We start from the raw sequence: 25,477 nt of genomic DNA on the forward strand, positions 1-25,477 counted from the left end.
CTTTATTGGGAAAATGCAAAGAGCAACTTAAAAAGCCAATTGTATAAATGATTGGTTTTTCGGTATTTTTTAATCCGGGCAAATATAGTGTAAATAATTATTCTATAATATATAAAACATTGATTAATATGTATTTATGAGAGTGTTTAATAAACTTCCCTGAGGGTCGCGGGTTCGAGTCCCGTTTGCCGCTCTTTTTTTATTTTTCTTCCTTTTCCAATTCTTTTATCTCTTTATTGAGGAATACGGACAGGATGGTTCTTAAAACAACAATACCTCCCAATAGGGCCAATTCATTCAAGGTTGGTTCCAAGACTGTTTTCAGAATATCCGAAGCTATCAGAAATTCTAAACCAAGAAGCAGATAAGTTCCGAATGTGGCTCTTAGTTTTCGTATATTGGTAGTGGAATATCCTCCGGTAAAACGTCGTATTTCATTCTTCAAAAAAGAGATGATACCTATCAAAGCTCCGTATGTGACAATCAAAAGGCTTGTCACACTTATAACAGCAGCTAATAAATCCAAGAAATGAGTAAGCATATTTATTTGTCTTTATGAATAGAACAAATAACTAAGCGATATGTTCTTACATCACGATAACTCAATCTTGACAATACCTCCATAAGGAGTGAGTGCGCCAAATGCCTCTTCGGGTTTAATGATACCTGCATAAATCTGTGCGTTCAGTAAAATACCACCATGAGCAAAGATCGCGACTTGTTCATACGGCTTTTGGCGAAGCTCGTCCAGAAAAGCGGCAACGCGCCGGTATTGGTCTTCAAAAGATTCTCCATGGGTCGCTTTTACATGTAGATAATCTGCATACCATTTTTCCAGATTAGCGTCGGCAATTTCATCGAACCGATGCATTTCCCAATCTCCGAAGTTTATTTCTTTCAAGCGGTCGTCCCGTTCGGCATCCGGGTATCCGCAGAAGGTGGCCAGGCGTACACAACGGGTCAACGGACTGGTATAAACCTTGTCAAAAGATAACCCTTGTAAATGAGCTGCTGTTTGAGTTGCTTCTGCCTCAAAAGTGGGTTTCAAAGGAACATCTGTCTGTCCGTAACAAACGCCTTGGGGAACATCGACGGAGGTATGGCGTATGAAGTATATTACCATAGGTTTGTGTAGATTAAGTTTATAGTTAGATAAAAAGAGAGTTCACATAATAAGAATGCCGCTCCGCAACAGTCGCCGGTATATCCTTGCAAACGTCTGCGCATCAATGACATTAAAAGGATAAATACCAGAGCAGGAGCAATGGCTGCCCACCAATATTCTCTATCCAGCCATAAAAGCATAGGCAGGACTCCGCCTATAAAAGCGGATACTAAAGCGCCCGGACTCATATGGTCATAAATAACCTTTGCTTTCGATTCCTCTTCTTTACGGGCGTATGGAAGCGTATTGATGATTTGTGCGGCACAAAACTTGCTCCAGGCATCCCCGCTTAGTATGGCCGCACATGCCAAAGGTACAGAAAGTGTGGCGAGTGTGTTCCATATCAATCCGTAGTAGAATATTAGTCCGAGCACTCCGTATGTGCCGATATGTGAATCCTTCATGATGGACAGAATCTTGTCACGTGATGTACCGCCCCCGAAGCCGTCGCAGAAGTCTGCCCATCCATCTTCGTGTAAAGCACCCGTTACTAATAACCGGACAGCCAGCGCCATGAGCACAGCTGTCTGCACAGGCAGAAATTCTGCTGTGATCCATAGAGTGCCTGCCATGATACCTCCTGTCAACCATCCTACAAAAGGCCAGTAATCCACTACTCGTTTAAAGTAAACAGGGGGTACATCGGCTATTTTCCAAAACGGAAGGCGTGTGAAAAAAATGAGGGAGGCAAGCAGTTTCATGGCTAAAAATATTTAGTGATGGAGGCATGGGCGAAGTTGTCCATCTCATTCATCATGTTTACAGAAGAAACGACGATAGGATAAGCGCATATCGCTCCTGTGCCTTCTCCCAGGCGGAGACCTAAATTTAATAAAGGGTGTACTTTCATGGCGTCCAATACCAGTTTATGACCGGTTTCGTCTCCCTGATGTCCGAATATGGCATACGACAGAACTTCCGGATGAAGTTTTGAGGCGGCCAGTATGCAGTTGGTCATGATGAAGCCGTCCACCAGAATAATCATTTTCAATTCTGCTGCCCGGAGCATGCCGCCTATTGCCATTACCATCTCATATCCTCCGAACCAGGCGATGATATTCTCGGCAGAACCGTCACCGGCATAATGGTCAACCGATTGCTTCAATACATTGTATTTATGGCGGATACCTTCTGAATCCAGTCCGCTTCCCGCACCTACACATTGCTCTAATGAAATACCTGTCAGCAAGTGCATCCAGATAGAGGAAGGCGAGGTGTTGCCGATACCCATTTCGCCAAAACTGACCACATTGCAGCCGTCAGCATGAATCATGTCCGTTATCTTTGCTCCATGTTCCAAACATAATTCCATTTCTTCCATGCTCATGGCAGGGCCTTTCAGGAAACTGCGTGTGCCACGTCCCACACTACAGTTGATAATGCCTTTCTCGTATGGAAGATCATAATCGACTCCTGAGTCTACCAATACAAGCTTAAAACCATGTTGGCGACATAAAAAGTTAACTCCGGCGCCACCATGCAGGAAATTACTTAGTTGCTGCCATGTGATTTCTTTGGGGGACTTGCTTACCCCTTCTTCTACGATACCATGATCGGCTGCAAAAAGTACGTTGTGCGGATGGCTTAATGTAGGGGAGAGGGTTTGCTGGATTAATCCGATTTGTAATGCAAGGTCTTCCAGAACGCCCAATGAGCCTTTGGGCTTTGTCAAATTGTTGATTTTGTCTATCAGTGCCTCCCGAAGGTTTTCATCGGGATACTCAATATGAAAGTTTCTCATTGTATTTATTATTTTATAGGAACGGGAATTCCCGATACCATCAAATATACCTGGTCTGCTTTTGAAGCTATATATTGGTTCATCCAGCCCTGTAAATCTGTAAAGCGGCGTTGAATGGCGTTTTCGGATACAGCCCCGGAACCTATTTCATTGGTTACGAAAATAAAAGTGGCATCCTGTCGGGTAAAGTTGTCAAACTCCTGTTTGACTGCCTGCAATGCAGCCTCTACATCCGCATCCAAATCAAAAAAAAAGTTGGTGCACCATAAGGTGACACAATCGATCAATACGACGCAATCTTTTACTTGATGGCGGCTCAGTTCCTTTTCCTCCTCTATATTCGTCCATTCCGGTCCGCGTCTTTCCTGATGTTTGATGACGCGTTGGCGGAATTCTTCATCCCAGATGCGGGAAGTGGCCATATAGATGGGAGCGGGCGATAAACTTAAAGCCAATTTCTCCGCGTATGAGCTTTTGCCCGAACGCTGGCCGCCTGTGATTAAGATAATACGTTTCATTGTTCTACTTCTCGGCGGCACGCAGAATCAGCGTAGTCGCACCTAATGTGATGATGGCGCCTTCCTCAATCCGTATCCGGTCCTTGTTCCCTAAAATCTCGTTCATCAGAAATGTTCCTGTAATGCTGTCATTATCACGCAGGGTGTAAATGACTTCCCCTTGCTTGTTGCGTTTCACGTTAATGATGCAATGCCGTCTGTCCATGCTCGGATCTGATGTTTCGATGGGGATATCCACTTCAGTACCTTTGCTTCTGCGTCCTATCAGGTTGTCACCTTCCATCAAGGGCAATACTTGTTTGTAGCCGAATACATTTTCTACTACCACAATACTTCCAAAATCCTCTTTATTGGCTTGTTCGTCCAATATTTCTTCTTTGCGGGTTGCTTTCAGCTTGGACTTTCCGATACGGATGCTGAATTGTTTTTTACACTGGTCGCATACAAAGACCAACGACTGGCCTTCTGTGTATTTGGTCTCATCAAAAGTTATATAGTTGTCACATTTGGGACACAAAACTCTTTTCATAAAAAATGATCTTGTTTATTTGGAACTCAACACCCATGCATTCTTGAACGCATCGTTCTGTTTCAGTTCATTTATTTTTTTATAAGCGGCGGCTTTATCTGCAAAACTGCACAAAGACAGGCGATAACGTCCGTTACCTTCTATGACTGTTACATCTTTGTATCCTTTTTGCTTGTACTCATTGAGTACTTGCTGGGCGTCATTGGCTGTCGGCAAACTGGATACGATGATATAATACTTGCTTTTTTTACTGTTCGACGGTGTTGCCGTTTCTTTCTTTTCAGAGGCGGGCTTGCTTACGGCGACAGGTTTGTCAACCGGCTTGGCCGATGGCTGTTCTGTATTGTCCAACTTTGGTGCAACAGCATTCCTGGTGGGTGCTTCGTGTGCTTTGCCTACCTTCTCTACTTTTACCGCTACTGGTTTCAGCGTGTTCCGATTATTTTTGATATTCGATTTCTTGGGTTGTTGCGGCTTGGAAGGAACAGTAATCAAGGTCGTCGCCAAGGATTGTGAGCGAATGGCGTCAAACAGACCGTCCGTACCTAAGGAGGCATAATTGCCCTTGTCCACATACGTGTTCTCTACCGGAACGGACAAGAAGAAAAACAAGACTACAGCTACAGCCACAGCTACTGCATTTCCTATCCACTGGCGTTTGAAACGTACTGTTCTTTTTCTTTTTTCCTGTCGGGGAAGCAATTCCCTGGTTGCGGTAGAAACCGTTGAAGCAAGATGCTCCAATCTGTTGATAGAAAAAGAACTAAGCCCGTATAAGGCAGGCGATAACGCACCGTCCTCATTGGGATGAAACTCGTATGTGCTATGAATATTATAATGTAAGACACCTATGCCATGCATTTCTGCACATCCATTTTGGTATAGTTGTTCTTTTAATCCGGCCACCTCTTTTTCTATCATGCGTGTGGCATCAGGAAAATCGGTGTGATGGGCTTGCATATACGATTGAACTAATAAACCGTCGTTTATAGTCAATTGGGGATTGAAACCAATGGTACGTACAGGGGGAAGATAAAGATTTTCCTCCTTGACATACCGTGCCGGTTGATAGTGCGCTATAAAACCGCCAAAGTCTGGAATAATCACACAATCATTTTCCAGTAACAGAATTTCTATATGTCTAGCCAATTCAATCATATCGCAAAATTAGCATTTTTATTCCGTTTCAACGCAACTTTTATGGAAGAAAATAACAACTCACTCATAATTTATTGTAATTTTGCAGCGAAAAAGTCAGACTAACGAATTAAATAAAATGAATATAGCGATTGTAGGAACCGGGTATGTAGGGCTTGTTACCGGAACGTGTTTTGCCGAAACCGGCGTGGATGTAACTTGTGTAGATGTGAATGCGGATAAGATTGCTAATCTGCAAAAGGGTATTATCCCTATTTATGAACCGGGGTTGGAAGATATGGTCTTGCGTAATGTGAAAGCCGGACGTCTTCATTTCACCACTTCTTTAGAGAGTTGTCTGGATAATGTGGATATTGTGTTCAGTGCTGTGGGCACGCCTCCCGATGAGGACGGAAGCGCCGACTTGCGCTATGTGCTTGAAGTTGCCAGGACGATTGGTGCTAACATGAAGAAATATACCTTGGTCGTGACCAAGAGTACGGTGCCTGTGGGTACGGCCCGGAAAGTGAAAGCGGCCATCCGGGAGGAATTGGAGAAAAGAGGGGAGTCTATAGATTTCGATGTGGCTTCTAATCCGGAATTCTTGAAAGAAGGTAATGCTATTGATGACTTTATGAGTCCGGACCGTGTGGTGGTGGGAGTGGAGTCGGAAAGGGCTAAAAAGCTGATGACCAAGCTTTATAAACCTTTCATGTTGGTTAACTTCCGTGTTATCTTCATGGATATTCCTTCTGCCGAGATGACCAAATATGCGGCAAACTCCATGCTGGCCACTCGTATCAGCTTTATGAACGATATTGCCAACCTGTGCGAGCTGGTGGGAGCTGACGTAAATATGGTACGCGATGGAATAGGTTCCGACAGCCGTATCGGTCGTAAGTTCCTGTATCCGGGATGCGGTTACGGTGGCTCTTGTTTTCCGAAGGATGTGAAGGCGCTGATTAAAACTGCCGAGCAGAACGGCTATTCCATGCAGGTGCTGAAAGCGGTGGAAGATGTGAACGAAAATCAGAAAGGCATTTTGTTCGAGAAACTGGTAAAAGTGTTCAATGGAGATTTGAAAGGCAAGACAGTGGCTTTGTGGGGACTTGCATTCAAGCCCGGTACGGACGATATGCGTGAGGCTCCGGCTTTGGTACTTATTGAGAAATTGAAACAGTCGGGTTGCAATGTCCGCGCATACGATCCTGCTGCTATGGATGAGTCCCGCCGCCGGATAGGAGAGTCGGTTTATTATGCGCACGACATGTATGACGCGGCTCTTGATGCGGATGCGTTGATTCTGGTAACCGAGTGGAAAGAGTTCCGTCTTCCTACCTGGGGAGTAATCAAGAAGGCGATGAAGCAGCCTGTAGTGCTTGACGGACGAAATATTTATGATGGTGACGAACTACAGGAAATGGGGTTTGTTTATCATTGCATTGGTCGATAAATAAAATAGAGAGAAGAACCATGTACAAACGTTTTTCGATAATAATGTTGGCTGTCGCGCTGTCTTCTTGTGGGACTCCGCAACAAAAAACATCCGCCCAGGAAGAAAACAAGGAAGCAAAATCTTTGTTGGAAGGTATATGGTTGGACGATAATACGGAAGCGGCATTGCTGAGGGTGAAAGGCGACACCTTGTTTTATGCAGATGCCGCTACAGCTCCCGTTGCTTTTAAAATCATAGGCGATTCGTTGATCACGTATGGTGCACGGACTAATGGTTATAAGATAGAGAAGCAAGGGGAGCATATTTTTTGGTTTCATTCGGCTGTAGGAGATGTGATACGTCTGCATAAGGCCGATACGGAGAATGATTCTCTGGCGTTTATCCATACTCAGGAAGTCCCTGTTTATAACGAGGTGATAAAGAAAGATTCGGTGGTGACATTCGACAATGTCCGTTATCGCGGATATGTGTACATTAATCCGTCAAAGATTAAAGTGATGCGTCCGGGAGTTTCGGAGGAAGGACTTGGGGTGGATAATGTATATTATGACAATATCATACATATCTGCGTGTATGAGGGCAGAAAGAGTCTTTATGCCAAAGATATAACGAAACAAATGTTCAAAGATATAGTTCCGGATGATTTTTTGCAATGGGCTATATTGTCGGATATGGATTTTATGGGTGTTGATTCCAAAGGGTATCATTATCAGGCCACGGTGTGTGTGCCTGACGATGCGTCTTGTTATATGGTTAATATCACTGCCGGTAAGGATGGAGGACTTTCATTCGAGCTGGTCAGGTAGTCGTGATGGTTGCATCTTTTTTTCATTCAGCACATAGGTTTATCAGGCATAACCAGGAATCAGCCTGACAGTAGGGAAGCGGAGAGTCCGAGAAGCCGGATCGTGAAAGGTCCGGGGATCACAGTGGGATACATGACTATCGTATTATTGTAAAAAAAAGTATGTGGACTTCGTGGGCCAAGTAAGTGGTGTTACTTTGCCTGCGGACATATATTACTTTGTTCACGAACATATATTACTTTTTTTAGTGGAATATGGGCCGGCAGAAATTTAGTGGGAACCATACGTTTTAAAAATACGTCAGCATGTTCTGCGTACCGGCCTAGTTTGTCTAGTGCACCGGCCTAGCTTGTTCAGTGCACCAGCCTAGTTTGTTCAGTGCACCGGCCTAGTTTGTTCAGTGTACCGGCCTAGCTTGTTCATTACTCTCTCACTAAACAGACATGCTTCTTTCTTCTCTCATCCTTTCATCTTATGCAATACACACAGACAATCAGCCGGTTAAAACTGAAACCACTTCCCCTTACTCCCGTTTCAGCCGTATGAGGTGTAAAATCGTTGTTTTACTGACGCGATGAGAACACGTTTGGGAAAAGTTGGAATTTGCTCTATCTTTAACCTGCATAAACTTTTTTGTCTCATCGGATTTGTTTAAGTTTGTATCTTAATGGAACAGTCCGTCAATTATAAAAAACGTTTGTCGGAGAATGAAGAATTTTATGAGCGTTAATAAGATTTGTACAGGTTTGCTTATTTGGACAATGGGATATTCAAACCGATAAAAAAATGCCGAAGTATTGTAATCGTAGAGTTTATGAATAAAACAATCCTATTATTAGGAGCATCAAATGACGTCAATGGTGAGTTAAGCCAAATGGCTATTGACAGATTGGAATGTGCATATTCAATATATGCAAACAATCCTGATATCAGATTCTTATGCACGGGAGGATTTGGAGAACATTTTAATACGACCCAAATGCCTCATGCCGAATATTTGCGACAATGGTTGTTGCTAAAAGGGGTTAAGAACGAAAATTTTCTTCCGCATATCATATCATCCAATACGTATGAAGACATCCATAAATTGAAAGAAGTGATAAACTGTATGTCAATAGATTTATTGATTGTCGTGACTTCTGATTTTCATGTGGAAAGGGTACGTATGTTATACGAAATGTTCATTCGTCATGAGAATGTGATATTTATTCCTGCTACCTCTGCCTTATCAAGCAATGAACTACATGCCCGTATGGCGTATGAAGAAAAAGCCATTCAATTCTTGAAAAATCAAATCTGTATCCGTCAGGCTACATTTGATGATATTCTCGAATTAAAAAACTTATATCAAGGAACGGTATTGACTATAAACAGGCAAGATTATTCACAGGAAGAAGTAGACGACTGGGCATCGTGCGGAGACGATCTTTCCCATATAAGAAAGAGGATAGAAACTCATTATTTTATTGTAGCTGTTAATCCACTATCGCAGATCGTTGGTTTTTCGTCCATTACACCGCAAGGTTATTTACACTCCATGTTTGTTCACAAAGATTTTCAGGGTAAAGGCATTGCCACTCTGCTTTTAAAAGAAATAGAACGGTATGCAATGGAAAATAAAATAGTTCGGATAACCTCAGAAGTAAGTATAACCGCCCGCCCCTTCTTTGAAAAATGGGGTTATACGGTAGAGATTGAACAAAAACGTAAGGCCAATCAACTTTGCCTGACGAATTATTGGATGACCAAAGAGCTGATTTAAACACTATTATACCATGAAGGGAGTAATTACAATCTATCTAAGCGTAGTATTGGCATTTTTAACAGGATGCTCAACCATGAAAAAACTATCAAATGGAACAACTGTTTACCATTATGCTAACGGATTTGTTACTGATAGCGATAATAAAATAGTAGCTCATTACGCCAATGGTTTTATAACAAAGTATTCTGATATTGCTACCCAAAAGCATATTAAGATAAACAGTGATTTAGAACTATTCAAACTGACGTCTGATTGTTACCTATATACGGCTTGGGCAGATATGGGACATTGGGGACGTGTCGGTTCGAATGGACTTGTTGTGATTAGCAAAGGGAAAGCTCTTTTGATTGATTCGCCTACCCTTGAATCGCAAACTGTTGAGTTGGCTTGGTGGTTTGATAAAAACTTGAACGTAACCTTTGAATCGTTTATTCCCGGACATTGGCACGGTGATTGTGTGGGAGGATTGACTTGGCTGAATCGGAATGGCATCAAGAGCTATGCCAACCGCTTGACAAATGAGATACTGGCATCCAAAGGGCTTGAACAAGCAAATACAAGTTTTTCAGATTCATTATTATTCAAGGTAGGAGACATCCGAATTGAAGCATATTATTTAGGCGGAGGACATGCAGTCGATAATATTGTGGTATGGATTCCAGCTGAAAAAATTCTGTTTGGCGGATGTATGCTTAAAGATATGGAAACCTCGAATATCGGCAATATTTCGGATGCCGCTCCGCTTGAAGAGTGGCTGCAAACCATAGACCGGGTGGAACAGCAATTTCCCAATGTGGAATATGTTATCCCCGGGCACGGCAAATACGGAGGGAAAGAGTTGTTTAAGCATACCAAAACGATTATAGAGAATGAATGGCAGGCTAAAATGAGCAAATAATTCAGATTATAAAGTCATATAATTCTATCCTAAGTGAAAGTCTTGAAGTAGTTCAAGACTTTTGTTGTATATCATCCGACTAACTTTGCCACCAAAATTTAACTCATGGATGATAAAATGCAATTGAACAAAATAATCATATCCACATGCCTCAAGCAAATGTCCGTTTTAAGGGACAATATGTAGATATGAACAGTGGTTTTTATTCACGGACTTTCTCAATGGACTTTATGTACCGTTTTGGCGGGTACAAACGAAAAGAGATAAAAAAGGTGGACGCATCACGATTCGGGTATTAATTCCCCAGGAACATGAAAACAAATAGCACTTTCTCACCGCTGATGAAACATAGCCACTTTCATCTCCATAAAAATAAAATAGGAAGAAAACCGGCCGGTCTTCTTCCTAATTCTTTTTATATATCGCGTGCGCTTCCTATTCTTTTGGGGTATTTTTTCTATTATTAGCACCGGACTTGCCTGCACCGTTTCTTTTTCCTTTATAATTCCCTTGTTTTCTAGGTCCGCCACCTTTGTGATTGCTACGACCGGCACTGCTGCGCGGACTGTATTCGGGAGCTTCTCCCAGTTCCTCGGGAACAGGGATTTTATAGATGTCCTTGCCCAGGAAGTTCTCAATGGCTTTGAACTGAGTCTGCTCTTTCTCGCTGACAAAAGTAATGGCGCATCCATCATGGTTGGCGCGGGCTGTACGGCCGATGCGGTGTACATAATCCTCGCTGTCATGGGGTACATCGTAATTGATTACCAGACGAATGTCGTCAATGTCTATTCCTCGCGAAACAATATCGGTAGCGATCAGAATATTGATTCTGCCACTTTTGAATTCACGCATAATCTGTTCCCGCTGGGATTGCTCCAAGTCCGAGTGCATTTCACCTACGTTCAGCTTCATCCGCTTGAATGCTTGTGTCACTTCCTTCACTTTCAATTTGGAAGAGGCGAATATGATGACACGTTCAGGCGTCTGATCCTGGAAGAGGGATTGGATAATGCCCAATTTCTGGCGTTCATAACAGATGTAAGCCGTCTGGATAATCTTTTCCGCAGGTTTTGAGACCGCCAATTTAATTTCTACAGGATTGTTTAAGATCGTTTTGGCCAATTGCTGTATCTTGGCCGGCATGGTGGCCGAGAACATGATAGTCTGACGTTCTTTCGGCAGATACTTCACTATTTGCATAATGTCATCCGAGAATCCCATATCCAGCATACGGTCCGCTTCATCGAGAATAAAGAAAGAAACCTTGGACAAGTCTACGTAACCCAGGCTGAGATGACTTATCAGACGTCCCGGAGTGGCAATGACTACATCGGCTCCCAAAGTTAAACCTTTCTTTTCCTGCTCGAAGCGCACACCGTCGTTTCCTCCGTAAACAGCTACGCTGGATGCCGGTAGAAAATAAGAGAAACCTTCCATTTGCTGGTCTATCTGTTGCGCCAATTCGCGTGTGGGTGACATGATCACACAATTGATGGCATCTTCCGGATATCCACCTTTGCTTAATTGGTTAAGAACAGGCAAAAGGTATGCGGCTGTCTTGCCGGTTCCGGTCTGTGCCACTCCGATCAAATCTTTTCCTTCAAGAATGACCGGTATGGTATGTTCTTGTACAGGAGTACATTCTTCAAATCTCATGGCATCTAATGCCTGAAGCACTCCTTCTTCTAAATTTAGTTCTGAAAATTTCATATATATAGTTACTTCTTTCTTTAGAGTTTGCCGCGTTCTTCCAGGTAAGAGTCCTTGAAGCCCAGAAAATAGAGAACACCGTCCAGTCCGATTGTGTTAATGGACTGTTGTGCGTTAGCCACTACCTTGGGTTTTGCGTGGAATGCTATACCCAGACCGGCTTCGGACAACATGGGCAAGTCATTCGCTCCATCTCCTACAGCAATGGTTTGTGCTATGTCCACACGTTCTACTTGAGCTATCAGTTTCAGCAGTTCGGCTTTACGTTTCCCGTCAACTACATCTCCCAGATATCTTCCGGTTAATTTGCCATTTACTATTTCCAGCTCGTTGGCATATACGTAATCTATGCCGAATTTGTCTTTCAGATAATTGCCGAAGTAGGTGAATCCACCGGATAGGATGGCTATTTTGTAACCATATCTCTTCAACACGAACATCAGACGTTCCACACCTTCGGTGACCGGAAGGTTTTCTGCAATTTCTTTCATGACGCTTTCATCCAGTCCTTTCAGCAAAGCCACCCGCTCTGTAAAGCTTTCTATGAAATCAATTTCTCCACGCATGGCGCGTTCTGTGATTTCTCGCACCTGGTCACCCACACCGGCGCGTTCGGCCAGTTCATCTATACACTCTGTCTGTATCAAGGTGGAGTCCATATCGAAACAGATCAAGCGCCGCATACGTCGGTACATATTGTCCAGCTGGAAAGAAAAGTCCATTTCCAGTTCACTGCTCAGTTTCATCAACGCCTGTTGCATTTCCTCCCGTTGATGGGGAGTGCCACGGACGGAGAATTCGATGCAGGCCCGCACATTCGCTTTCCGCTCATCTAGTGGAATACGTCCTGTAAGACGTTTGATGGCATCGATGTTCAGGCCTTGTTCCGCTAATATTCCTGTGACTGCCGCGATTTGTCTGGCTGTCAGTTTGCGTCCCAGCAAAGTCAGGATATAGCGATTTTTTCCTTGCATGTTTACCCATTCTTCATATTCTTCCACTGTGACAGGGTAAAAACGGATATTGATGCCTAGTGCGGAAGCTTTAAACAGCAACTCTTTCATAATGTTACCCGAGTCCTTTTCCTGGCTTTTGAATAAAATGCCTAATGACAAGGTACTATGAATATCAGCCTGACCGATATCCAGAATGGTAACATCGTACTTTGACAGGATCTCCGTAATGGAAGCGGTTAATCCCGGCCGGTCAAGGCCGGTAATTCTGATTAAAATAAGTTCAGTATTATTATTCATACTTTGTGGTTGCTATTTACAGATTGCAAAAGTACGTAAATAAATCCTTATCAGCTATATTTTCTGCATTCTTTTTTCTCGATGAAAAGGACGATTTTATGCTATATAACATATTTTTTGAGAAAAAACCTTGGAGTTAATTTCAAAACTCCTTACCTTTGTCGCAGATTTCTAATTCAAATGGCATTGATTATCAATGCTAAAGATAATGTTCCGGGCGGAAATTACTGTTTAAGGGCAGTCCCGGATAGTATTAACTAAGATCGAATTACATGATTAAAAATGTAAAGTGGATTTTTGTTGTATTAATTATTAGTTCCTTGATTTCGTTCTCTTTTATAGGGAAAGACACGCCGACAGAAGGTCTGACCATAGGAGACAAGGCTCCTGCATTTACTATCTGTGGCGAAAAGCAGTTGATTGACTTGAAAGATTTGAGAGGCAAATATGTACTGCTAAGTTTTTGGGCCAGCTATGATGCTCCGTCAAGGATGCAGAATGCGACTTTGAATCATGCCGTTGCGCAGGCCGACAATGTAGAAATGGTTTCTGTTTCATTTGATGAATACAAGTCAATATTTAACGAAACCATTAAAAAAGACCAGATTTCAACTTCCAATTGTTTTGTGGAATTGGCTGGTATCTCATCGGATCTATATCAGACTTATCGCCTGAAAAGAGGCTTTAAGAACTTTTTGTTAGATGAAAATGGCGTTATTGTTGCCAAAGACATCACAGCATCCGAACTCTCTTCTTATTTGAATTGAAAGAGAGCCTTTCCGAAAGGAAGAAAAATACAACAAAAATAATTACCGTAGATTTTCAATGGAATCTGCGGTTTTTTTATGTTTTTCCTATCACATTCTGTTTTATTGATTTACATCATTCCTCTTTAACATTCAAATGGTTACCTTTGTCGAAAAATAAAAAGATTATGAAGGAGATTAAGAATATTGTATTTGATTTCGGTGGGGTTCTTATCGGTATTGACCGTGACAAGGCGGTTAAGGCCTTTCAGGAAGCCGGTGTGAAAGAAGCGGAGCAGTTGCTGGGCGAGTATCATCAGCAGGGAATATTCCAGGAGGTGGAGGATGGGTGCATGGACGCCGAAACTTTTCGTAAGGAACTTAGCGGAATGTGTGGTAAAGAACTTACTTATAAGGAGGTGGAAAGTGGATGGAAAGGTTTTGTGACAGAGGTTCCGCAGTATAAACTGGATTATCTGAATGAACTCCGTAAGAAATATAAGGTTTATATTCTGAGCAATACCAATCCGTATATGATGGGATGGGCGAGAAGCAGTGAACTGACTCTTGCGGGCAAGCCATTGGATGCGTATGTAGATAAAATATATGCGTCGTATGAAATCGGAGTCACAAAGCCCGGGCGTGGTATCTTTGATTATATGATAAAAGACACTGGCTTGGATCCTGCCGAAACAATTTTTGTAGATGATGGTGCATCAAATATTGCGATGGGGCAAGAATTGGGGTTCGTCACTTTGCAGCCGGAGAACGGAGAAGATTGGAGAGCGGAGCTGGACAAGATGCTGGAAAGATAATCTGATGAAGGCTAAAAAATGAAGAAATTCATTATTCTTCATTTTTTAGCCTTTATCCTTTCTTCGTTCCTTATTTAGGAGCTTTCCTGTATAGATAGATAGCGATAAATGTATAAAGTATATTAGGAATCCATACCGCTACAATAGGAGGGGTGTTTCCATTGACGGCAAAGGTCGCCGATACCGTTTGGAACAGAATATACGAGAAACTGAGTGCTAATCCCACCCCCAAGTGCAGTCCCATTCCTCCTTTCATCTTTCGGGATGATAAGGAGACCCCGATAGTGGTCAGGATAAAGGCGGCAAAGGACATGGCTATACGCTGGTAATATTCAATCTCAAATTCCTTTATATTAGCGAATCCACGCCTTTTCTGCTTGTCTATATATTCTTTCAGTTCAGGACTTGTCATGGTTTGTTGCTGCCCTTTCATGATCAGAAAATCCTGAGGCTCCATTTTGATTATCGTATCCAGACGGTCGCCACGGGTGATTTTCTCACGCATACCTTCCATCTCGCGTATCATATAGTTCTTGATGGTCCATTTGTGTACGGATGCTGTATCGTAAGTGACACTCCGGGCAGTGAGGTGGGCTACCAGCTTTTTGTCATCGAACTTGTCTAACGAGAAGCGGTATCCCGTTTTGTTGTAATTCTCATAGCGCTCTATGTAGGCAATGACCCCGCTGTCTACTTCCAGTTGCACGTTTCGTACATATTCCTGTTTCTTTTTTTTCTTATAACGGTCCTCAAAGTCCAAACGGGTTACATTTCCCTTAGGTATGATGTATGCTCCCAGTCCGAAAGTAACGACGGAAATGATGGCAGCCGAAATCATATAGGGACGCATCATTCGTTTAAAACTCATCCCGGTGGAGAACATGGCAATGATTTCCGAGTTTTCCGCCAGTTTGGAGGTGAAGAAGATGACAGCGATAAAGACAAACAACGGGCTGAATAAGTTTGAGAAGTAGGGGATGAAGTTCATGTAATAATCAAATACAATTGCTTTCAGCGGAGCTTTGTTATTGATGAACCTGTCTATATTCTCGTTCACGTCAAACACCACTGCAATGGAGATAATCAATGCAATAGCGAAAAAGTAGGTTCCCAGAAACTTTTTAATGATATATACGTCCAGTCTTTTCACCCATTTGTCCAGTTTCAGCCAGTTGATATTCGGCTGAAACCATTTTTTATTCTTCTGGGGTGAATCTGTGTTTGTCTTGAACCAATTCTTCATCTTTCGTAGTTTATAATCTTGTAGATAAGCGTTTTACCATCATTGGCTTCCATGTGGAGAAATCTCCTTCAATGATGTGTTTACGGGCCTCGCCCGCTAACCACAGATAGAATGCCAGGTTGTGGATAGATGCAATCTGCATGGCCAGCAGCTCTTGTGCGTGGAACAGATGACGCAAGTAAGCACGGCTGTACATAGTATCCACATACGATGCGCCTTCGGCTTCGATGGGAGCGTAATCATCCTCCCACTTCTTGTTGCGCATGTTCATGATGCCGTCTTTGGTGAACAGCATGCCATTGCGTCCGTTACGGGTAGGCATTACACAGTCAAACATATCCACACCGCGCTCTATGCCTTCCAGTATATTTACCGGTGTGCCGACTCCCATCAGATAGCGGGGCTTGTCTTTGGGCAAGATTTCATTGACAACCTCTATCATTTCGTACATTTTCTCGGTTGGCTCACCTACGGCCAAGCCACCGATCGCGTTTCCGTCAGCCCCCTTGGAAGCAATGTATTCTGCTGATTGTTTGCGTAAGTCGGGATAAACGCAGCCTTGCACAATGGGGAATAACGATTGCTGATAACCATACTTGGGATCGGTTTCGTTGAAATGCTTTATACAGCGGTCCAGCCAACGATGGGTCAGCTGCATTGATTTTTTTGCATATTCATAATCTGCGGTTCCCGGAGTACATTCGTCAAAAGCCATCATGATATCCGCCCCAATAGTCCGTTCGATATCCATCACCCGTTCGGGGGTGAACAGGTGTTTCGAGCCGTCTATGTGTGAGCGGAATTCCACACCTTCCTCTCTCATCTTGCGGATACCTGATAAAGAGAATACTTGGAAACCACCGCTGTCGGTCAGCATAGGACGGTCGAAACCGTTGAATTTATGCAGACCTCCGGCACGTTCTATGATATCCAATCCCGGACGCAAATACAGGTGGTAAGTGTTTCCCAGGATTATCTGCGCTTTAATGTCCTCTTTCAACTCATGCAAATGCACGCCCTTCACCGTTCCCAATGTGCCCACAGGCATAAAGATAGGGGTTTCTATTTGCCCGTGATCAGTCGTTATCAATCCGGCACGGGCATTCGATTTGGGGTCTGTATATTGTAAGTCAAAAGTCATATTTATTTTTTTTCTTCTGTTTTCTGATTGGTAATATTGAAATCAATGGCTCCGTTTACTTTTTCATCGGTGAGAGCCAAAGCCAATACTTCCTTAATATCCGTCACATAATGGAATGTCAGACCTTCCAGATACATCGGTTGGATCTCTTCAATGTTCTTACGGTTCTCCTCACATAAAATGATGCCTTTGATTCCGGCGCGTTTGGCAGCTAGAATCTTTTCTTTGATACCGCCTACGGGCAGGACTTTTCCACGTAATGTGATCTCGCCTGTCATTGCCAGGTTTGCTTTCACTTTACGCTGGGTGAGGGCGGACGCCAATGAAGTCACCATGGTGATACCGGCTGACGGACCGTCTTTGGGGATGGCTCCTTCGGGTACATGGATGTGGATATTCCAATTATCAAAAATATCTTCTTGTAAATTCAGCAGTTTGGTATGTGCCTTGAGGTATTCCAAAGCCAGCATAGCCGACTCTTTCATTACGTCACCCAAGTTTCCGGTCAACGTAAGTTTACCGCCTTTCCCTTTGCTCAAACTGGTCTCTACAAACAAAATCTCACCTCCAACGGCTGTCCAAGCCAGTCCTGTGACAACACCGGCGTATTCATTTCCCTGATATTTGTCACGGCTGTATTCGGGCGTGCCCAGATATTTTCGTACATCGGCTGGCTTTATTTCATGCGTTACTTCATAGCCGTCGCGTGCAAATTCCAACGCTATTTTACGCATCACTTTGTTTATCTTCTTCTCCAGTTCGCGCACACCGCTTTCACGGGTGTAGTTCTCTACAATATATTCCAAAGCGGCTTTGGAGAACTTCACGTATTCTTTTTTGATACCGCTGGCTTCCAGTTCTTTGGGAACAAGATGGCGACGGGCTATTTCCACTTTTTCCTCTGTGATATATCCACTGACCTCAATCAGCTCCATACGGTCCAGCAGAGCAGGGGGGACGGTGCTCAGATTGTTTGCCGTAGCGATGAACATTACTTTAGACAAGTCGTAATCCACATCCAGATAATTGTCATGGAACGTGTTGTTCTGCTCGGGGTCAAGCACTTCCAGCATAGCGGAGCTGGGATCTCCGCGGTGGTCACTGCCCAGCTTGTCTATCTCATCCAAAATGATAACCGGATTGGAGGATTCGGCTTTTATCAGACTTTTGATGATACGGCCCGGCATGGCACCGATATACGTTTTACGATGACCACGGATCTCGGCTTCGTCATGCACACCGCCCAATGACATACGTACATATTTACGTTTCAACGATGCGGCTATGGAACGTCCTAAGGAAGTCTTGCCGACGCCCGGAGGACCGTAAAGGCAGATGATGGGCGATTTCATATCACCTTTCAGCTTCAGTACGGCCAAATGTTCAAGGATACGCTCCTTTACTTTCTCCAGACCGTAATGGTCTTTGTTCAATGTCTTTTCGGCATTGCTTATATTCAGATTGTCAGTGGTGAATACGTTCCAGGGCAATCCCAGCAGGGTTTGCAGATAGGTAAGCTGCACGTTGAAGTCTGGTGATTGGGAATTCGTTCTTTCCAGCTTGGAAATTTCTTTTTCAAAAAGTTCCGCCATCTCCGGACCCCATTTCTTGGCTCTTCCTTTTTGACGGAGCTCGTCTATCTCATCTTCCTGTCCGGCACCCAGTTCATCCTGTATGTTTTTAATTTGTTGCTGCAAGAAATATTCACGTTGCTGACGGTCAATGTCTTCGCGTGTACGCATCTGGATGCTCTGCTTGATGTCGGCCAATTGTATCTCGCGGTTCAAGACCTTGACCAGCATATACAGGCGGCTTTGTAAGTCGCCGGCTTTCAGCAACTTTATTTTTTCTTCCACCGAAACAGGAAAGTTTGCACAGATAAAGTTTACCAGAATCTCTGGATTATCCAGGTTCTTGATAGCAAAAACAGTATCCGGACTCATCTTTTCGGATGTTTCTATAAACTTGCTTGTCAGCTCTTTGCAAGTGTCAATCAATGCTTTGAATTCATCCGTTTCCAGTTGGTCATTCGCCTCCGGAATAGGAGTCACCATCCCTTTCAAATATGGAGAAGTTTTTGTGATGCTGTCCAGATGTACTTTCGGCCCGTTCGACTGCATGATTACTGTGGTATTTCCACCGGGCATCTCGAATACACGAAGAATCTTTCCGATGACTCCTATGTGGTACACATCATTAAAACCGGGATCATCCATGTCTCCCTGTATCTGACAAACTACCGCAATGGGAAGTTTTTTCTTGTATGCAGCATTTACCAATTTCAATGTGCTGGGACGTCCAATCGTTACCGGCATTACTACAGATGGAAACATTACCATGTTGCGTAAGGGCATGACTGGTATTTCTTTATTAAATTCCATTGCAGTAACTTCATCCGGATCTGTTTGGATTTCAGCTAACATAGAGATGTCATCGTTATCCGTATTCAACAAAATATCTTCTTTCTTATTCCTCTTCATAATTTATTCCTCTTTGTGTTAAATTGAGCCCAACGCCCAAAACGGGGACAAAGTTAATCATTCCTTGTTGAATAAGGAAAATTCGTGAGAACTAATTGAGTTTTAAAAATCAAATATTTCCTAATAATTGGAGTAATTAATCAGATTTGCCTATTTTTGGCAACAAATTTAATAAATGTAGTATGCCGAATCCATATTTTTCTTTTAAGCAATTTACTGTTTATCATGATCGATGTGCCATGAAGGTGGGCACGGACGGGGTTTTGTTGGGAGCTTGGGCCGATGTGGCTTCCGCTCGTCATGTTTTAGATATCGGTACTGGAACCGGACTGATCTCTTTGATGATGGCACAGCGTTGCAACGCCCAGATAAAAGCTGTGGATATAGATGCGGATGCTGTGGAACAAGCTCGTGGAAATGTGGCAGCGTCTCCATGGAAAGACCGGATAGAAGTGGAGTTGCAGGATATTGGTCATTTTACCTCGGAGGCACTCTTTGATGTCATTGTATCCAATCCTCCTTACTTTGCCGACTCTTTGAAATGTCCTGACGGGCAGCGTAATATTGCCCGGCATACGGACAGCCTTGATTTTGACAAACTGGCAGAGTCAGCAGCTCGTTTGCTTCATCCCGAAGGTGTCTTTTCGGTGATTATCCCCACGGATGGCAAGGAATTCTTTTTGCGGGCTGCCACTCGTTACGGCTTGCATCTTTCACACCAGACCTTGATTCATACCACACCCGGAGCTGATCCCAAACGGGTGTTGCTCGCTTTTAAATTCTCTGTGGATCAATGTGTTACTGATAATTTAACGATCGAATTATCACGTCATGTATATAGTGAGGAATATATAGCCTTGACAAAAGATTTTTATTTGAGGATGTAGAGGATTCTATTATCCCGAACATCATAAAGAAACTGTTTCTATTTGCAGAATCTTTATTGATGTTCAGAAAAAAGACATTTCTTAATGCTTCTTGGATAAACGGCGCAATAAATTTTTGTTAAGTTCAAACAGATGGCTGTGCCGGAAAGCGAAAGTTTCAGCTTTAGGCTTCATCCCACTGAATATTTCGGATATCTGCTGTAGGAGACTAAAAGGTTCGTTCTCTTTTTTTTTATCAGAAACGATGATGTTGAGTCCCTGTGGAATCAACTCTACCTCGATGTCGTTTCCTCCCATGACCGGATCTCCGTCAAAATGCATTACTCCGGGTTTCGAACGATGTATTTTTATTTTTTTGGTGCGGAATGTCTTGATCCGGCTGTTTTGGTCTATGGTCTTGTTGAAAAGCTGGAAAGACAGGGAGGGTACATCCAGAACAGTGAACGGCTCCAATATTGTGACATCCATCAAGCCATCGGTCAACGAGGCTTGTGGAGCGATATATGCGTTGTTTCCATATTGGGATGCATTGCCGCAGGCTATCAGGAAAGCTTTGTATTTTACCGTTCCTTCTTCATTTTCTATTTCATAAGTCTCTGGTTTGTAACTCAGACTCTCGTGCAAGGTGTTTTCCAGATAGGTCAGTAATCCGCGTTTGCCTGAATCGGCGAACTTCAAACTGACAAACGCGTCAAAACCGACTCCGCATGTGCAGAAAAAGGGAATATTGTTTATTTTGCCGTAATCAATGCAGGCAACAGAACCTTCATTTATAATGTCAATGGCAGCTTTGGGTTCCATGGGAATTTGTAAATGACGTGCCAGTCCGTTTCCCGATCCGCATGGAATGATGCCCAACGCCGTATCCGTATGTATCAGTGCACGTCCTATTTCGTTTATAGTCCCGTCTCCTCCAATTGCCACTACTATATCCACTTTTTCTCCGGCAGCTTCCGCGGCGATTTTTTCAGCATGGCCGGCATATTGCGTTTTGACAATCGTATAATCATAGAGGGCACGGTTTATACGTTCGTCAATCCATTGTAAGATGGATCTTTTCCCCTGTGTCCCCGAAATAGGATTAACGACAAATACAATTTTCTTTTTTGTGGTCATACTTTTACTTTGGTAGTTTAGCTCTTTATTAAACGCAAAAGTAATACATTTTGTTTATAACTGCCCTAAATCCTAAAAGTTTTGATGTAACTAAATATTTTTTTTGAAAAAAAGTACAACAGGTTGTAGAATTTACTATCTTTGCAGCCTGTTTTGACAGGAACACCTCGATAACAGAATGTATTAGTGAGTTTATATACATTATTTTAAAGTAGGCCGATGAGGCTTACATATACAATAGGATATGGGATTATTACAAGACAAGTTAAGTAAATTCAGATTGCCTCAACTATACATGGAAAGAGGCGTTTACCCTTATTTTCGTGAGATAGACAGCCATCAGGACACAGAGGTTGTAATGGATGGTAAAAAGGTGCTGATGTTTGGCTCCAACTCATACATGGGGTTAACTTACGATGAACGGATTATCGAAGCAGCTATTGCTGCAACCCGTAAATATGGTACAGGTTGTGCAGGTTCACGCTTCTTGAATGGTACGCTTGACCTACACGTCCAGTTAGAAAAGGAATTGGCGGAATTCGTAGGAAAAGATGATGCGTTAGTCTATTCTACCGGTTTTACGGTAAATGAAGGTGTGGTATCTTGCCTGACAGACCGCAATGATTACATTATCTGCGATGACCGTGACCATGCTTCTATCGTGGACGGACGCCGCCTTTCTTTCTCCACTCAGCTGAAGTACAAACATAATGATATGGAGGCTCTTGAGAAAGAACTTCAGAAATGTAAACCGGAATCTGTAAAACTGATTGTGGTAGATGGTGTATTCTCTATGGAAGGTGATTTGGCGAACTTGCCTGAGATTGTCCGCTTGAAAGACAAATACAACGCAAGCATCATGGTGGATGAAGCACATGGTTTGGGTGTGTTCGGCCGTGACGGACGAGGCGTGTGTGATCATTTTGGATTGACAGACCAGGTAGATGTTATCATGGGTACATTCTCAAAGTCACTGGCTTCTATCGGTGGTTTCGTGGCTGCGGATAAGGATACAATCAACTGGTTGCGCCACAATTCGCGTTCGTATATATTCTCTGCAAGTAATACTCCTGCAGCAACGGCTGCTGCACGTGCCGCACTTCATATCCTTAAGACTGAGCCCGAACGTCGTGAGAATTTGTGGAAGATCACAAATTATGCTTTGGATTGTTTCCGTCAGGCTGGTTTTGAAATCGGTGATACAGAAAGTCCGATTATTCCACTTTATGTTCGTGATACGGACAAGACATTCGAAGTGACTAAGCTGGCATTTGACGAGGGTATATTTATCAATCCTGTTATTCCGCCCGCTTGTGCGCCACAAGATACTTTGGTACGTGTTGCTTTGATGGCTACTCATACCAAGGAACAAGTTGACTATGCTGTGGATAAACTGACCAAGTGCTTTAAGAAGTTGGAAATCATTAAGTAAGATATAAGAGAAGGTTGCCTGTTTGCAGGCAACCTTTTTTATTGTCTCTAGTTGCAGGGATGATCCGGAATCACCCGTAAAAGCATGAAAAGGGCAACGGATCGGTATCTCACCCTACACCGGAAAGTATACACTCCCACATGTACGTACGCATGAAGCTACACGAACGTATGTGTAGCTCTATACATACGTTCGTACAGCCTCATGCGTATGTATGTGAAATCCTGCACGTGCAGAAGTGTGTTTTTAACGTCGGCTATTCTGTTTTCAAACTATCCACCGGACTGATACGCGCACTGAAATAGCTATATATGGTCACCGTAATGATTGTGATTGCCGATACAATAAAAACTGGAGTAAGGAAATTCCATAATGTAACAGAAGTGCGGTACACAAATTGCTCCAACCAATGTTGCATCAGCAACCATGCTACCGGAATGGCAACAAGGTATGCTATCAGTATCTGCCACAGAAAGGAACGGTTCAGCAACCATACAATGTCCCAATGGGAAGCACCGTGCACTTTGCGGACGGCTATTTCACGAATACGGTGACGGACTGCGTACCATGAGATGCCGAATAAACCGAAACAAGTCAGTAACAATGCAATACACGAATAACTGATAAGAATCTTTGAAAGCGTAATTACTTTATTATTACGTTGCATAAACTCTTTATGCATATCTATATAGTTGAATTCTTGGTCATCATTCATTCTTTTCCATAATTTTTCGATGGCTGCCAGTGTTTCTCCACGCTTTTCAGGTGCCAGCTTGATTTGCATGAACATGCCTTTCTGAGTTAACTTCTTTTCGGTTTCGATGGATATTTGTTGACCACCCACTTCTTCCTCCAGAGAGTTGAATGGAAAGTTCTCGAAAATACCTGCAATGGTGCTCAGTGAGTCTGAATAGTCATCAAATTCATTCAGTTTATGACCTATTTTAGATGCATCAATATTCAGTAAACGGGCATAGTTCTCATTGATAAAAGCCGGATGACCATATTCTTGACGGGCTTTAGCAGGAGGTACTCCGGCAATTTGCCGGATGTGCATGGTTTGGAAGAAAGCGGTATCAGCAGGAATATGTACTATAAAATGATGTTGGATACTGCCGTCAGCTTGCCAGATGGGGAGTTCGCGCATCCAGCTGTAAAGCACTGAACTCATGGAAAGGCTCATTGATTCTATTCCGTCCATTTGCTTCATTTCTTGATAAAGAGGCGACAAAGAAGACGTGCCGTTCCCTATTTCTATGGTATTTTCATAACGGTATGCACGGGATTTGATTAAATTCATCTGACCTTGGGCAAGTGTAGTGGCATACACTAATCCTATTGATAAGATGAATTGGAGGGTAACAAGGATCCATATAAGTTGTTGTTTTTTTCTTCCAGTATAAGTTTGACGGTACTCGTTCAATGTCTGTCCGGAGAGTTTATGGCTGATATACAGACCGGGAACAACTGCCATAAGAAAAATGAATGATAAAAGCAAAGGCAGGATTTGCCAGCTGAAGAAAAAAGAAAAGGAGAGATGCGCCGACAGCAGATTATTGAACCATGGCAGCAAGTCATTGATCAGCAATAACGACAACAGGAAAGCAAACCAGACGGTGAGTGCCGCATCAAGGAATAACTGGCTGCGGATCTCTTTTAATCGGGCTCCCATCAGTTTTTCTATATGTATCATCTTGAGCTGTTGCAAAGTACGTGAGAGGGTCAGATTGGTATAATTGAAGCAAGCGATGGTGAGCACCAGCAAGGCTGAAATCAGACTGATATAAAGCAATAATACATCACTGTGATGAAAAAAGGACAATTGTTGCTGCTTGCTGTCCTTTCCTGTACTGAAGTACCACTCTTTTATCGGGTCAATGTAATATTGGGAACCCGGTACTAAGGCTGGAATCTTGTCGTTCTTTATTTTTTCCTGCAAAGCCAAGGATGATGCTCCCGGTTGTAGCTTTAATAATGCGGGACCTCCCCATGATTGACCGGTCATTCCTGTCAGTAAGTCAAAATGCAGAAAAGACTGTGGGCGATCTTCCAATATAGCCGCTACTTTATAATTTTTACGTTGACCCTCTTCATCGGTTATTTCAAGGATTTCTCCCATGCCGGAATGATTGCCGAAAAGCCGTTGGGCAAATGTTTTGTCTAAAGCTACTTTGTCCGGGGTGGTGAGAACCTCTTTCAGACTTCCCTCCAAAGCTGTATAAGGAAAAAAATGGTTTAAAGTAGAGTCTGCGCTGATAAAAAGAAACTGCTTTATAGTTGTTTCATTGTATTTACAAAGATGGACCGGTATTCTGTTCACACGCAAAACATTTGTTATCTCAGCGTATCTTTCTTTTATTTGTGTGGTTGCGTCCGGGGTGGAGTAGGTTACTTTAATTCCCTCTTCCATAGGGGAATCCTGGCGTAACATATAGATAAAGTCACGGTGGGCATTATGCTTTTCTACATTATATTCATGGATAAAAAAAGTGGTAAGCAGATTGGTGCATCCCAATCCTACAGTGAGGCTGAGTAATGAGATCAGAAAAAAGAGTTTGTTCCGCCACCAACTGCGGGCAATAAATTTGATATTCAGAAAGATATTCATTTTACCGTATTTTTTATAAAAGGGGCGG

The 25,477-nt window shown here is 43.0% G+C and carries 22 protein-coding genes and 1 pseudogene; 9 read left to right on the plus strand and 14 right to left on the minus strand.

The genetic code is table 11. The features are described from left to right. Positions 1-199 precede the first annotated feature (199 nt). Genes ACYQ0C_RS09855 through ACYQ0C_RS09885 form a run of 7 tightly spaced genes read right to left on the minus strand, consistent with a single transcriptional unit; the run spans position 200 to position 5,111 of the window. The gene (locus ACYQ0C_RS09855) at positions 200-541 is read right to left on the minus strand and encodes a DUF1622 domain-containing protein (RefSeq protein ID WP_016276618.1); all 342 of its coding nucleotides are present in this window, start codon (positions 539-541) and stop codon (positions 200-202) included. Between the two features lie 51 nt (positions 542-592). Then, complete coding sequence (gene cobC, locus ACYQ0C_RS09860; RefSeq protein WP_016276619.1) at positions 593-1,123, minus strand: alpha-ribazole phosphatase; 531 nt, start codon at positions 1,121-1,123, stop codon at positions 593-595. Then, the gene (locus ACYQ0C_RS09865; protein ID WP_016276620.1) at positions 1,117-1,866 is read right to left on the minus strand and encodes an adenosylcobinamide-GDP ribazoletransferase; all 750 of its coding nucleotides are present in this window, start codon (positions 1,864-1,866) and stop codon (positions 1,117-1,119) included. The genes cobC and ACYQ0C_RS09865 overlap by 7 nt, the downstream gene beginning before the upstream one ends. A 2-nt stretch (positions 1,867-1,868) precedes the next feature. Next, entirely contained in the window at positions 1,869-2,906 is a 1,038-nt protein-coding gene (gene cobT / locus ACYQ0C_RS09870) for a nicotinate-nucleotide--dimethylbenzimidazole phosphoribosyltransferase (RefSeq protein WP_016276621.1), read from the minus strand. Between the two features lie 8 nt (positions 2,907-2,914). Further along, entirely contained in the window at positions 2,915-3,424 is a 510-nt protein-coding gene (gene cobU, locus ACYQ0C_RS09875) for a bifunctional adenosylcobinamide kinase/adenosylcobinamide-phosphate guanylyltransferase (protein ID WP_016276622.1), read from the minus strand. Positions 3,425-3,428: 4 nt separating this feature from the next. Further along, positions 3,429-3,953 (minus strand): FHA domain-containing protein, encoded by a 525-nt coding sequence (locus tag ACYQ0C_RS09880; protein ID WP_016276623.1) that lies wholly within the window; start codon positions 3,951-3,953, stop codon positions 3,429-3,431. 15 nt (positions 3,954-3,968) lie between these two features. After that, entirely contained in the window at positions 3,969-5,111 is a 1,143-nt protein-coding gene (locus ACYQ0C_RS09885) for an HU domain-containing protein (protein ID WP_016276624.1), read from the minus strand. A 118-nt stretch (positions 5,112-5,229) separates the two neighbouring features. Here ACYQ0C_RS09885 and ACYQ0C_RS09890 point away from each other — a divergent pair, with 118 nt between their 5' ends. The 5 genes and pseudogenes from ACYQ0C_RS09890 (at position 5,230) to bla (ending at position 10,015) form a co-directional block, all read left to right on the plus strand. Next, positions 5,230-6,543 (plus strand): UDP-glucose dehydrogenase family protein, encoded by a 1,314-nt coding sequence (locus tag ACYQ0C_RS09890; RefSeq protein WP_025017778.1) that lies wholly within the window; start codon positions 5,230-5,232, stop codon positions 6,541-6,543. Between the two features lie 20 nt (positions 6,544-6,563). Further along, positions 6,564-7,352, plus strand: a complete 789-nt coding sequence (locus ACYQ0C_RS09895; protein ID WP_016276626.1) for a DUF4738 domain-containing protein — start codon at positions 6,564-6,566, stop codon at positions 7,350-7,352. An 814-nt stretch (positions 7,353-8,166) separates the two neighbouring features. Beyond that, positions 8,167-8,571 (plus strand): annotated as a pseudogene (locus ACYQ0C_RS09900) (YdcF family protein); the annotation flags it as partial. Between the two features lie 33 nt (positions 8,572-8,604). Beyond that, a complete protein-coding gene (locus ACYQ0C_RS09905; protein WP_025017780.1) occupies positions 8,605-9,114 on the plus strand; it encodes a GNAT family N-acetyltransferase in 510 nt (169 codons plus the stop codon). A gap of 76 nt (positions 9,115-9,190) precedes the next feature. After that, entirely contained in the window at positions 9,191-10,015 is an 825-nt protein-coding gene (gene bla / locus ACYQ0C_RS09910) for a subclass B1 metallo-beta-lactamase (RefSeq protein WP_025017781.1), read from the plus strand. Positions 10,016-10,450: 435 nt separating this feature from the next. On the opposite strand, the gene ACYQ0C_RS09915 is transcribed toward bla, so the two are convergent. Both ACYQ0C_RS09915 and serB read right to left on the minus strand, forming a co-directional pair. Further along, the gene (locus tag ACYQ0C_RS09915) at positions 10,451-11,728 is read right to left on the minus strand and encodes a DEAD/DEAH box helicase (protein WP_016276630.1); all 1,278 of its coding nucleotides are present in this window, start codon (positions 11,726-11,728) and stop codon (positions 10,451-10,453) included. A 20-nt stretch (positions 11,729-11,748) separates the two neighbouring features. Then, positions 11,749-12,981: a phosphoserine phosphatase SerB gene (serB, locus tag ACYQ0C_RS09920; RefSeq protein ID WP_016276631.1), complete on the minus strand. Its 1,233-nt coding sequence runs from the start codon at positions 12,979-12,981 to the stop codon at positions 11,749-11,751. 272 nt (positions 12,982-13,253) lie between these two features. On the opposite strand from serB, the gene ACYQ0C_RS09925 reads away from it, so the two are divergent. Then, complete coding sequence (locus tag ACYQ0C_RS09925) at positions 13,254-13,748, plus strand: TlpA family protein disulfide reductase (RefSeq protein ID WP_016276632.1); 495 nt, start codon at positions 13,254-13,256, stop codon at positions 13,746-13,748. A gap of 167 nt (positions 13,749-13,915) precedes the next feature. After that, on the plus strand, positions 13,916-14,542 hold the full coding sequence (locus ACYQ0C_RS09930; protein ID WP_016276633.1) for an HAD family hydrolase: 627 nt from the start codon (positions 13,916-13,918) through the stop codon (positions 14,540-14,542). Positions 14,543-14,612: 70 nt separating this feature from the next. Here the strand turns inward: ACYQ0C_RS09930 and ACYQ0C_RS09935 are convergent, their stop codons facing one another. Genes ACYQ0C_RS09935 through lon form a run of 3 tightly spaced genes read right to left on the minus strand, consistent with a single transcriptional unit; the run spans position 14,613 to position 19,406 of the window. After that, positions 14,613-15,785 (minus strand): LptF/LptG family permease, encoded by a 1,173-nt coding sequence (locus tag ACYQ0C_RS09935; RefSeq protein WP_016276634.1) that lies wholly within the window; start codon positions 15,783-15,785, stop codon positions 14,613-14,615. 10 nt (positions 15,786-15,795) lie between these two features. Next, the gene (gene tgt, locus ACYQ0C_RS09940; RefSeq protein WP_016276635.1) at positions 15,796-16,926 is read right to left on the minus strand and encodes a tRNA guanosine(34) transglycosylase Tgt; all 1,131 of its coding nucleotides are present in this window, start codon (positions 16,924-16,926) and stop codon (positions 15,796-15,798) included. A gap of 2 nt (positions 16,927-16,928) precedes the next feature. Beyond that, positions 16,929-19,406: an endopeptidase La gene (lon, locus tag ACYQ0C_RS09945; RefSeq protein ID WP_016276636.1), complete on the minus strand. Its 2,478-nt coding sequence runs from the start codon at positions 19,404-19,406 to the stop codon at positions 16,929-16,931. A 182-nt stretch (positions 19,407-19,588) separates the two neighbouring features. Here lon and ACYQ0C_RS09950 point away from each other — a divergent pair, with 182 nt between their 5' ends. Beyond that, positions 19,589-20,293, plus strand: coding sequence for a tRNA1(Val) (adenine(37)-N6)-methyltransferase (locus tag ACYQ0C_RS09950; RefSeq protein WP_016276637.1), 705 nt, complete (start codon positions 19,589-19,591; stop codon positions 20,291-20,293). 81 nt (positions 20,294-20,374) lie between these two features. On the opposite strand, the gene ACYQ0C_RS09955 is transcribed toward ACYQ0C_RS09950, so the two are convergent. Further along, positions 20,375-21,409, minus strand: coding sequence for a diacylglycerol/lipid kinase family protein (locus ACYQ0C_RS09955; protein WP_016276638.1), 1,035 nt, complete (start codon positions 21,407-21,409; stop codon positions 20,375-20,377). A gap of 244 nt (positions 21,410-21,653) precedes the next feature. On the opposite strand from ACYQ0C_RS09955, the gene spt reads away from it, so the two are divergent. Then, positions 21,654-22,841, plus strand: coding sequence for a serine palmitoyltransferase (gene spt, locus ACYQ0C_RS09960; RefSeq protein WP_016276639.1), 1,188 nt, complete (start codon positions 21,654-21,656; stop codon positions 22,839-22,841). A 256-nt stretch (positions 22,842-23,097) separates the two neighbouring features. Here spt and ACYQ0C_RS09965 read toward each other — a convergent pair whose 3' ends face one another. Next, on the minus strand, positions 23,098-25,449 hold the full coding sequence (locus tag ACYQ0C_RS09965) for an ABC transporter permease (RefSeq protein WP_016276640.1): 2,352 nt from the start codon (positions 25,447-25,449) through the stop codon (positions 23,098-23,100). Positions 25,450-25,477: the final 28 nt, after the last annotated feature.

Source organism: Phocaeicola sartorii JCM 17136 = DSM 21941, from assembly GCF_054653615.1.

Coding starts and splice junctions, on each gene's coding strand:
- ACYQ0C_RS09915 (WP_016276630.1), bottom strand. CDS start 11,728: ATGAAATTTTCAGAACTAAATTTAGAAGAAGGAGTGCTTCAGGCATTA.
- cobT (WP_016276621.1), bottom strand. CDS start 2,906: ATGAGAAACTTTCATATTGAGTATCCCGATGAAAACCTTCGGGAGGCA.
- ACYQ0C_RS09865 (WP_016276620.1), bottom strand. CDS start 1,866: ATGAAACTGCTTGCCTCCCTCATTTTTTTCACACGCCTTCCGTTTTGG.
- ACYQ0C_RS09890 (WP_025017778.1), top strand. CDS start 5,230: ATGAATATAGCGATTGTAGGAACCGGGTATGTAGGGCTTGTTACCGGA.
- bla (WP_025017781.1), top strand. CDS start 9,191: ATGAAAAAACTATCAAATGGAACAACTGTTTACCATTATGCTAACGGA.
- ACYQ0C_RS09895 (WP_016276626.1), top strand. CDS start 6,564: ATGTACAAACGTTTTTCGATAATAATGTTGGCTGTCGCGCTGTCTTCT.
- cobC (WP_016276619.1), bottom strand. CDS start 1,123: ATGGTAATATACTTCATACGCCATACCTCCGTCGATGTTCCCCAAGGC.
- ACYQ0C_RS09935 (WP_016276634.1), bottom strand. CDS start 15,785: ATGAAGAATTGGTTCAAGACAAACACAGATTCACCCCAGAAGAATAAA.
- tgt (WP_016276635.1), bottom strand. CDS start 16,926: ATGACTTTTGACTTACAATATACAGACCCCAAATCGAATGCCCGTGCC.
- ACYQ0C_RS09885 (WP_016276624.1), bottom strand. CDS start 5,111: ATGATTGAATTGGCTAGACATATAGAAATTCTGTTACTGGAAAATGAT.
- ACYQ0C_RS09880 (WP_016276623.1), bottom strand. CDS start 3,953: ATGAAAAGAGTTTTGTGTCCCAAATGTGACAACTATATAACTTTTGAT.
- ACYQ0C_RS09905 (WP_025017780.1), top strand. CDS start 8,605: ATGGCGTATGAAGAAAAAGCCATTCAATTCTTGAAAAATCAAATCTGT.
- ACYQ0C_RS09950 (WP_016276637.1), top strand. CDS start 19,589: ATGCCGAATCCATATTTTTCTTTTAAGCAATTTACTGTTTATCATGAT.
- ACYQ0C_RS09855 (WP_016276618.1), bottom strand. CDS start 541: ATGCTTACTCATTTCTTGGATTTATTAGCTGCTGTTATAAGTGTGACA.
- ACYQ0C_RS09955 (WP_016276638.1), bottom strand. CDS start 21,409: ATGACCACAAAAAAGAAAATTGTATTTGTCGTTAATCCTATTTCGGGG.
- serB (WP_016276631.1), bottom strand. CDS start 12,981: ATGAATAATAATACTGAACTTATTTTAATCAGAATTACCGGCCTTGAC.
- cobU (WP_016276622.1), bottom strand. CDS start 3,424: ATGAAACGTATTATCTTAATCACAGGCGGCCAGCGTTCGGGCAAAAGC.
- spt (WP_016276639.1), top strand. CDS start 21,654: ATGGGATTATTACAAGACAAGTTAAGTAAATTCAGATTGCCTCAACTA.
- ACYQ0C_RS09925 (WP_016276632.1), top strand. CDS start 13,254: ATGATTAAAAATGTAAAGTGGATTTTTGTTGTATTAATTATTAGTTCC.
- lon (WP_016276636.1), bottom strand. CDS start 19,406: ATGAAGAGGAATAAGAAAGAAGATATTTTGTTGAATACGGATAACGAT.
- ACYQ0C_RS09930 (WP_016276633.1), top strand. CDS start 13,916: ATGAAGGAGATTAAGAATATTGTATTTGATTTCGGTGGGGTTCTTATC.
- ACYQ0C_RS09965 (WP_016276640.1), bottom strand. CDS start 25,449: ATGAATATCTTTCTGAATATCAAATTTATTGCCCGCAGTTGGTGGCGG.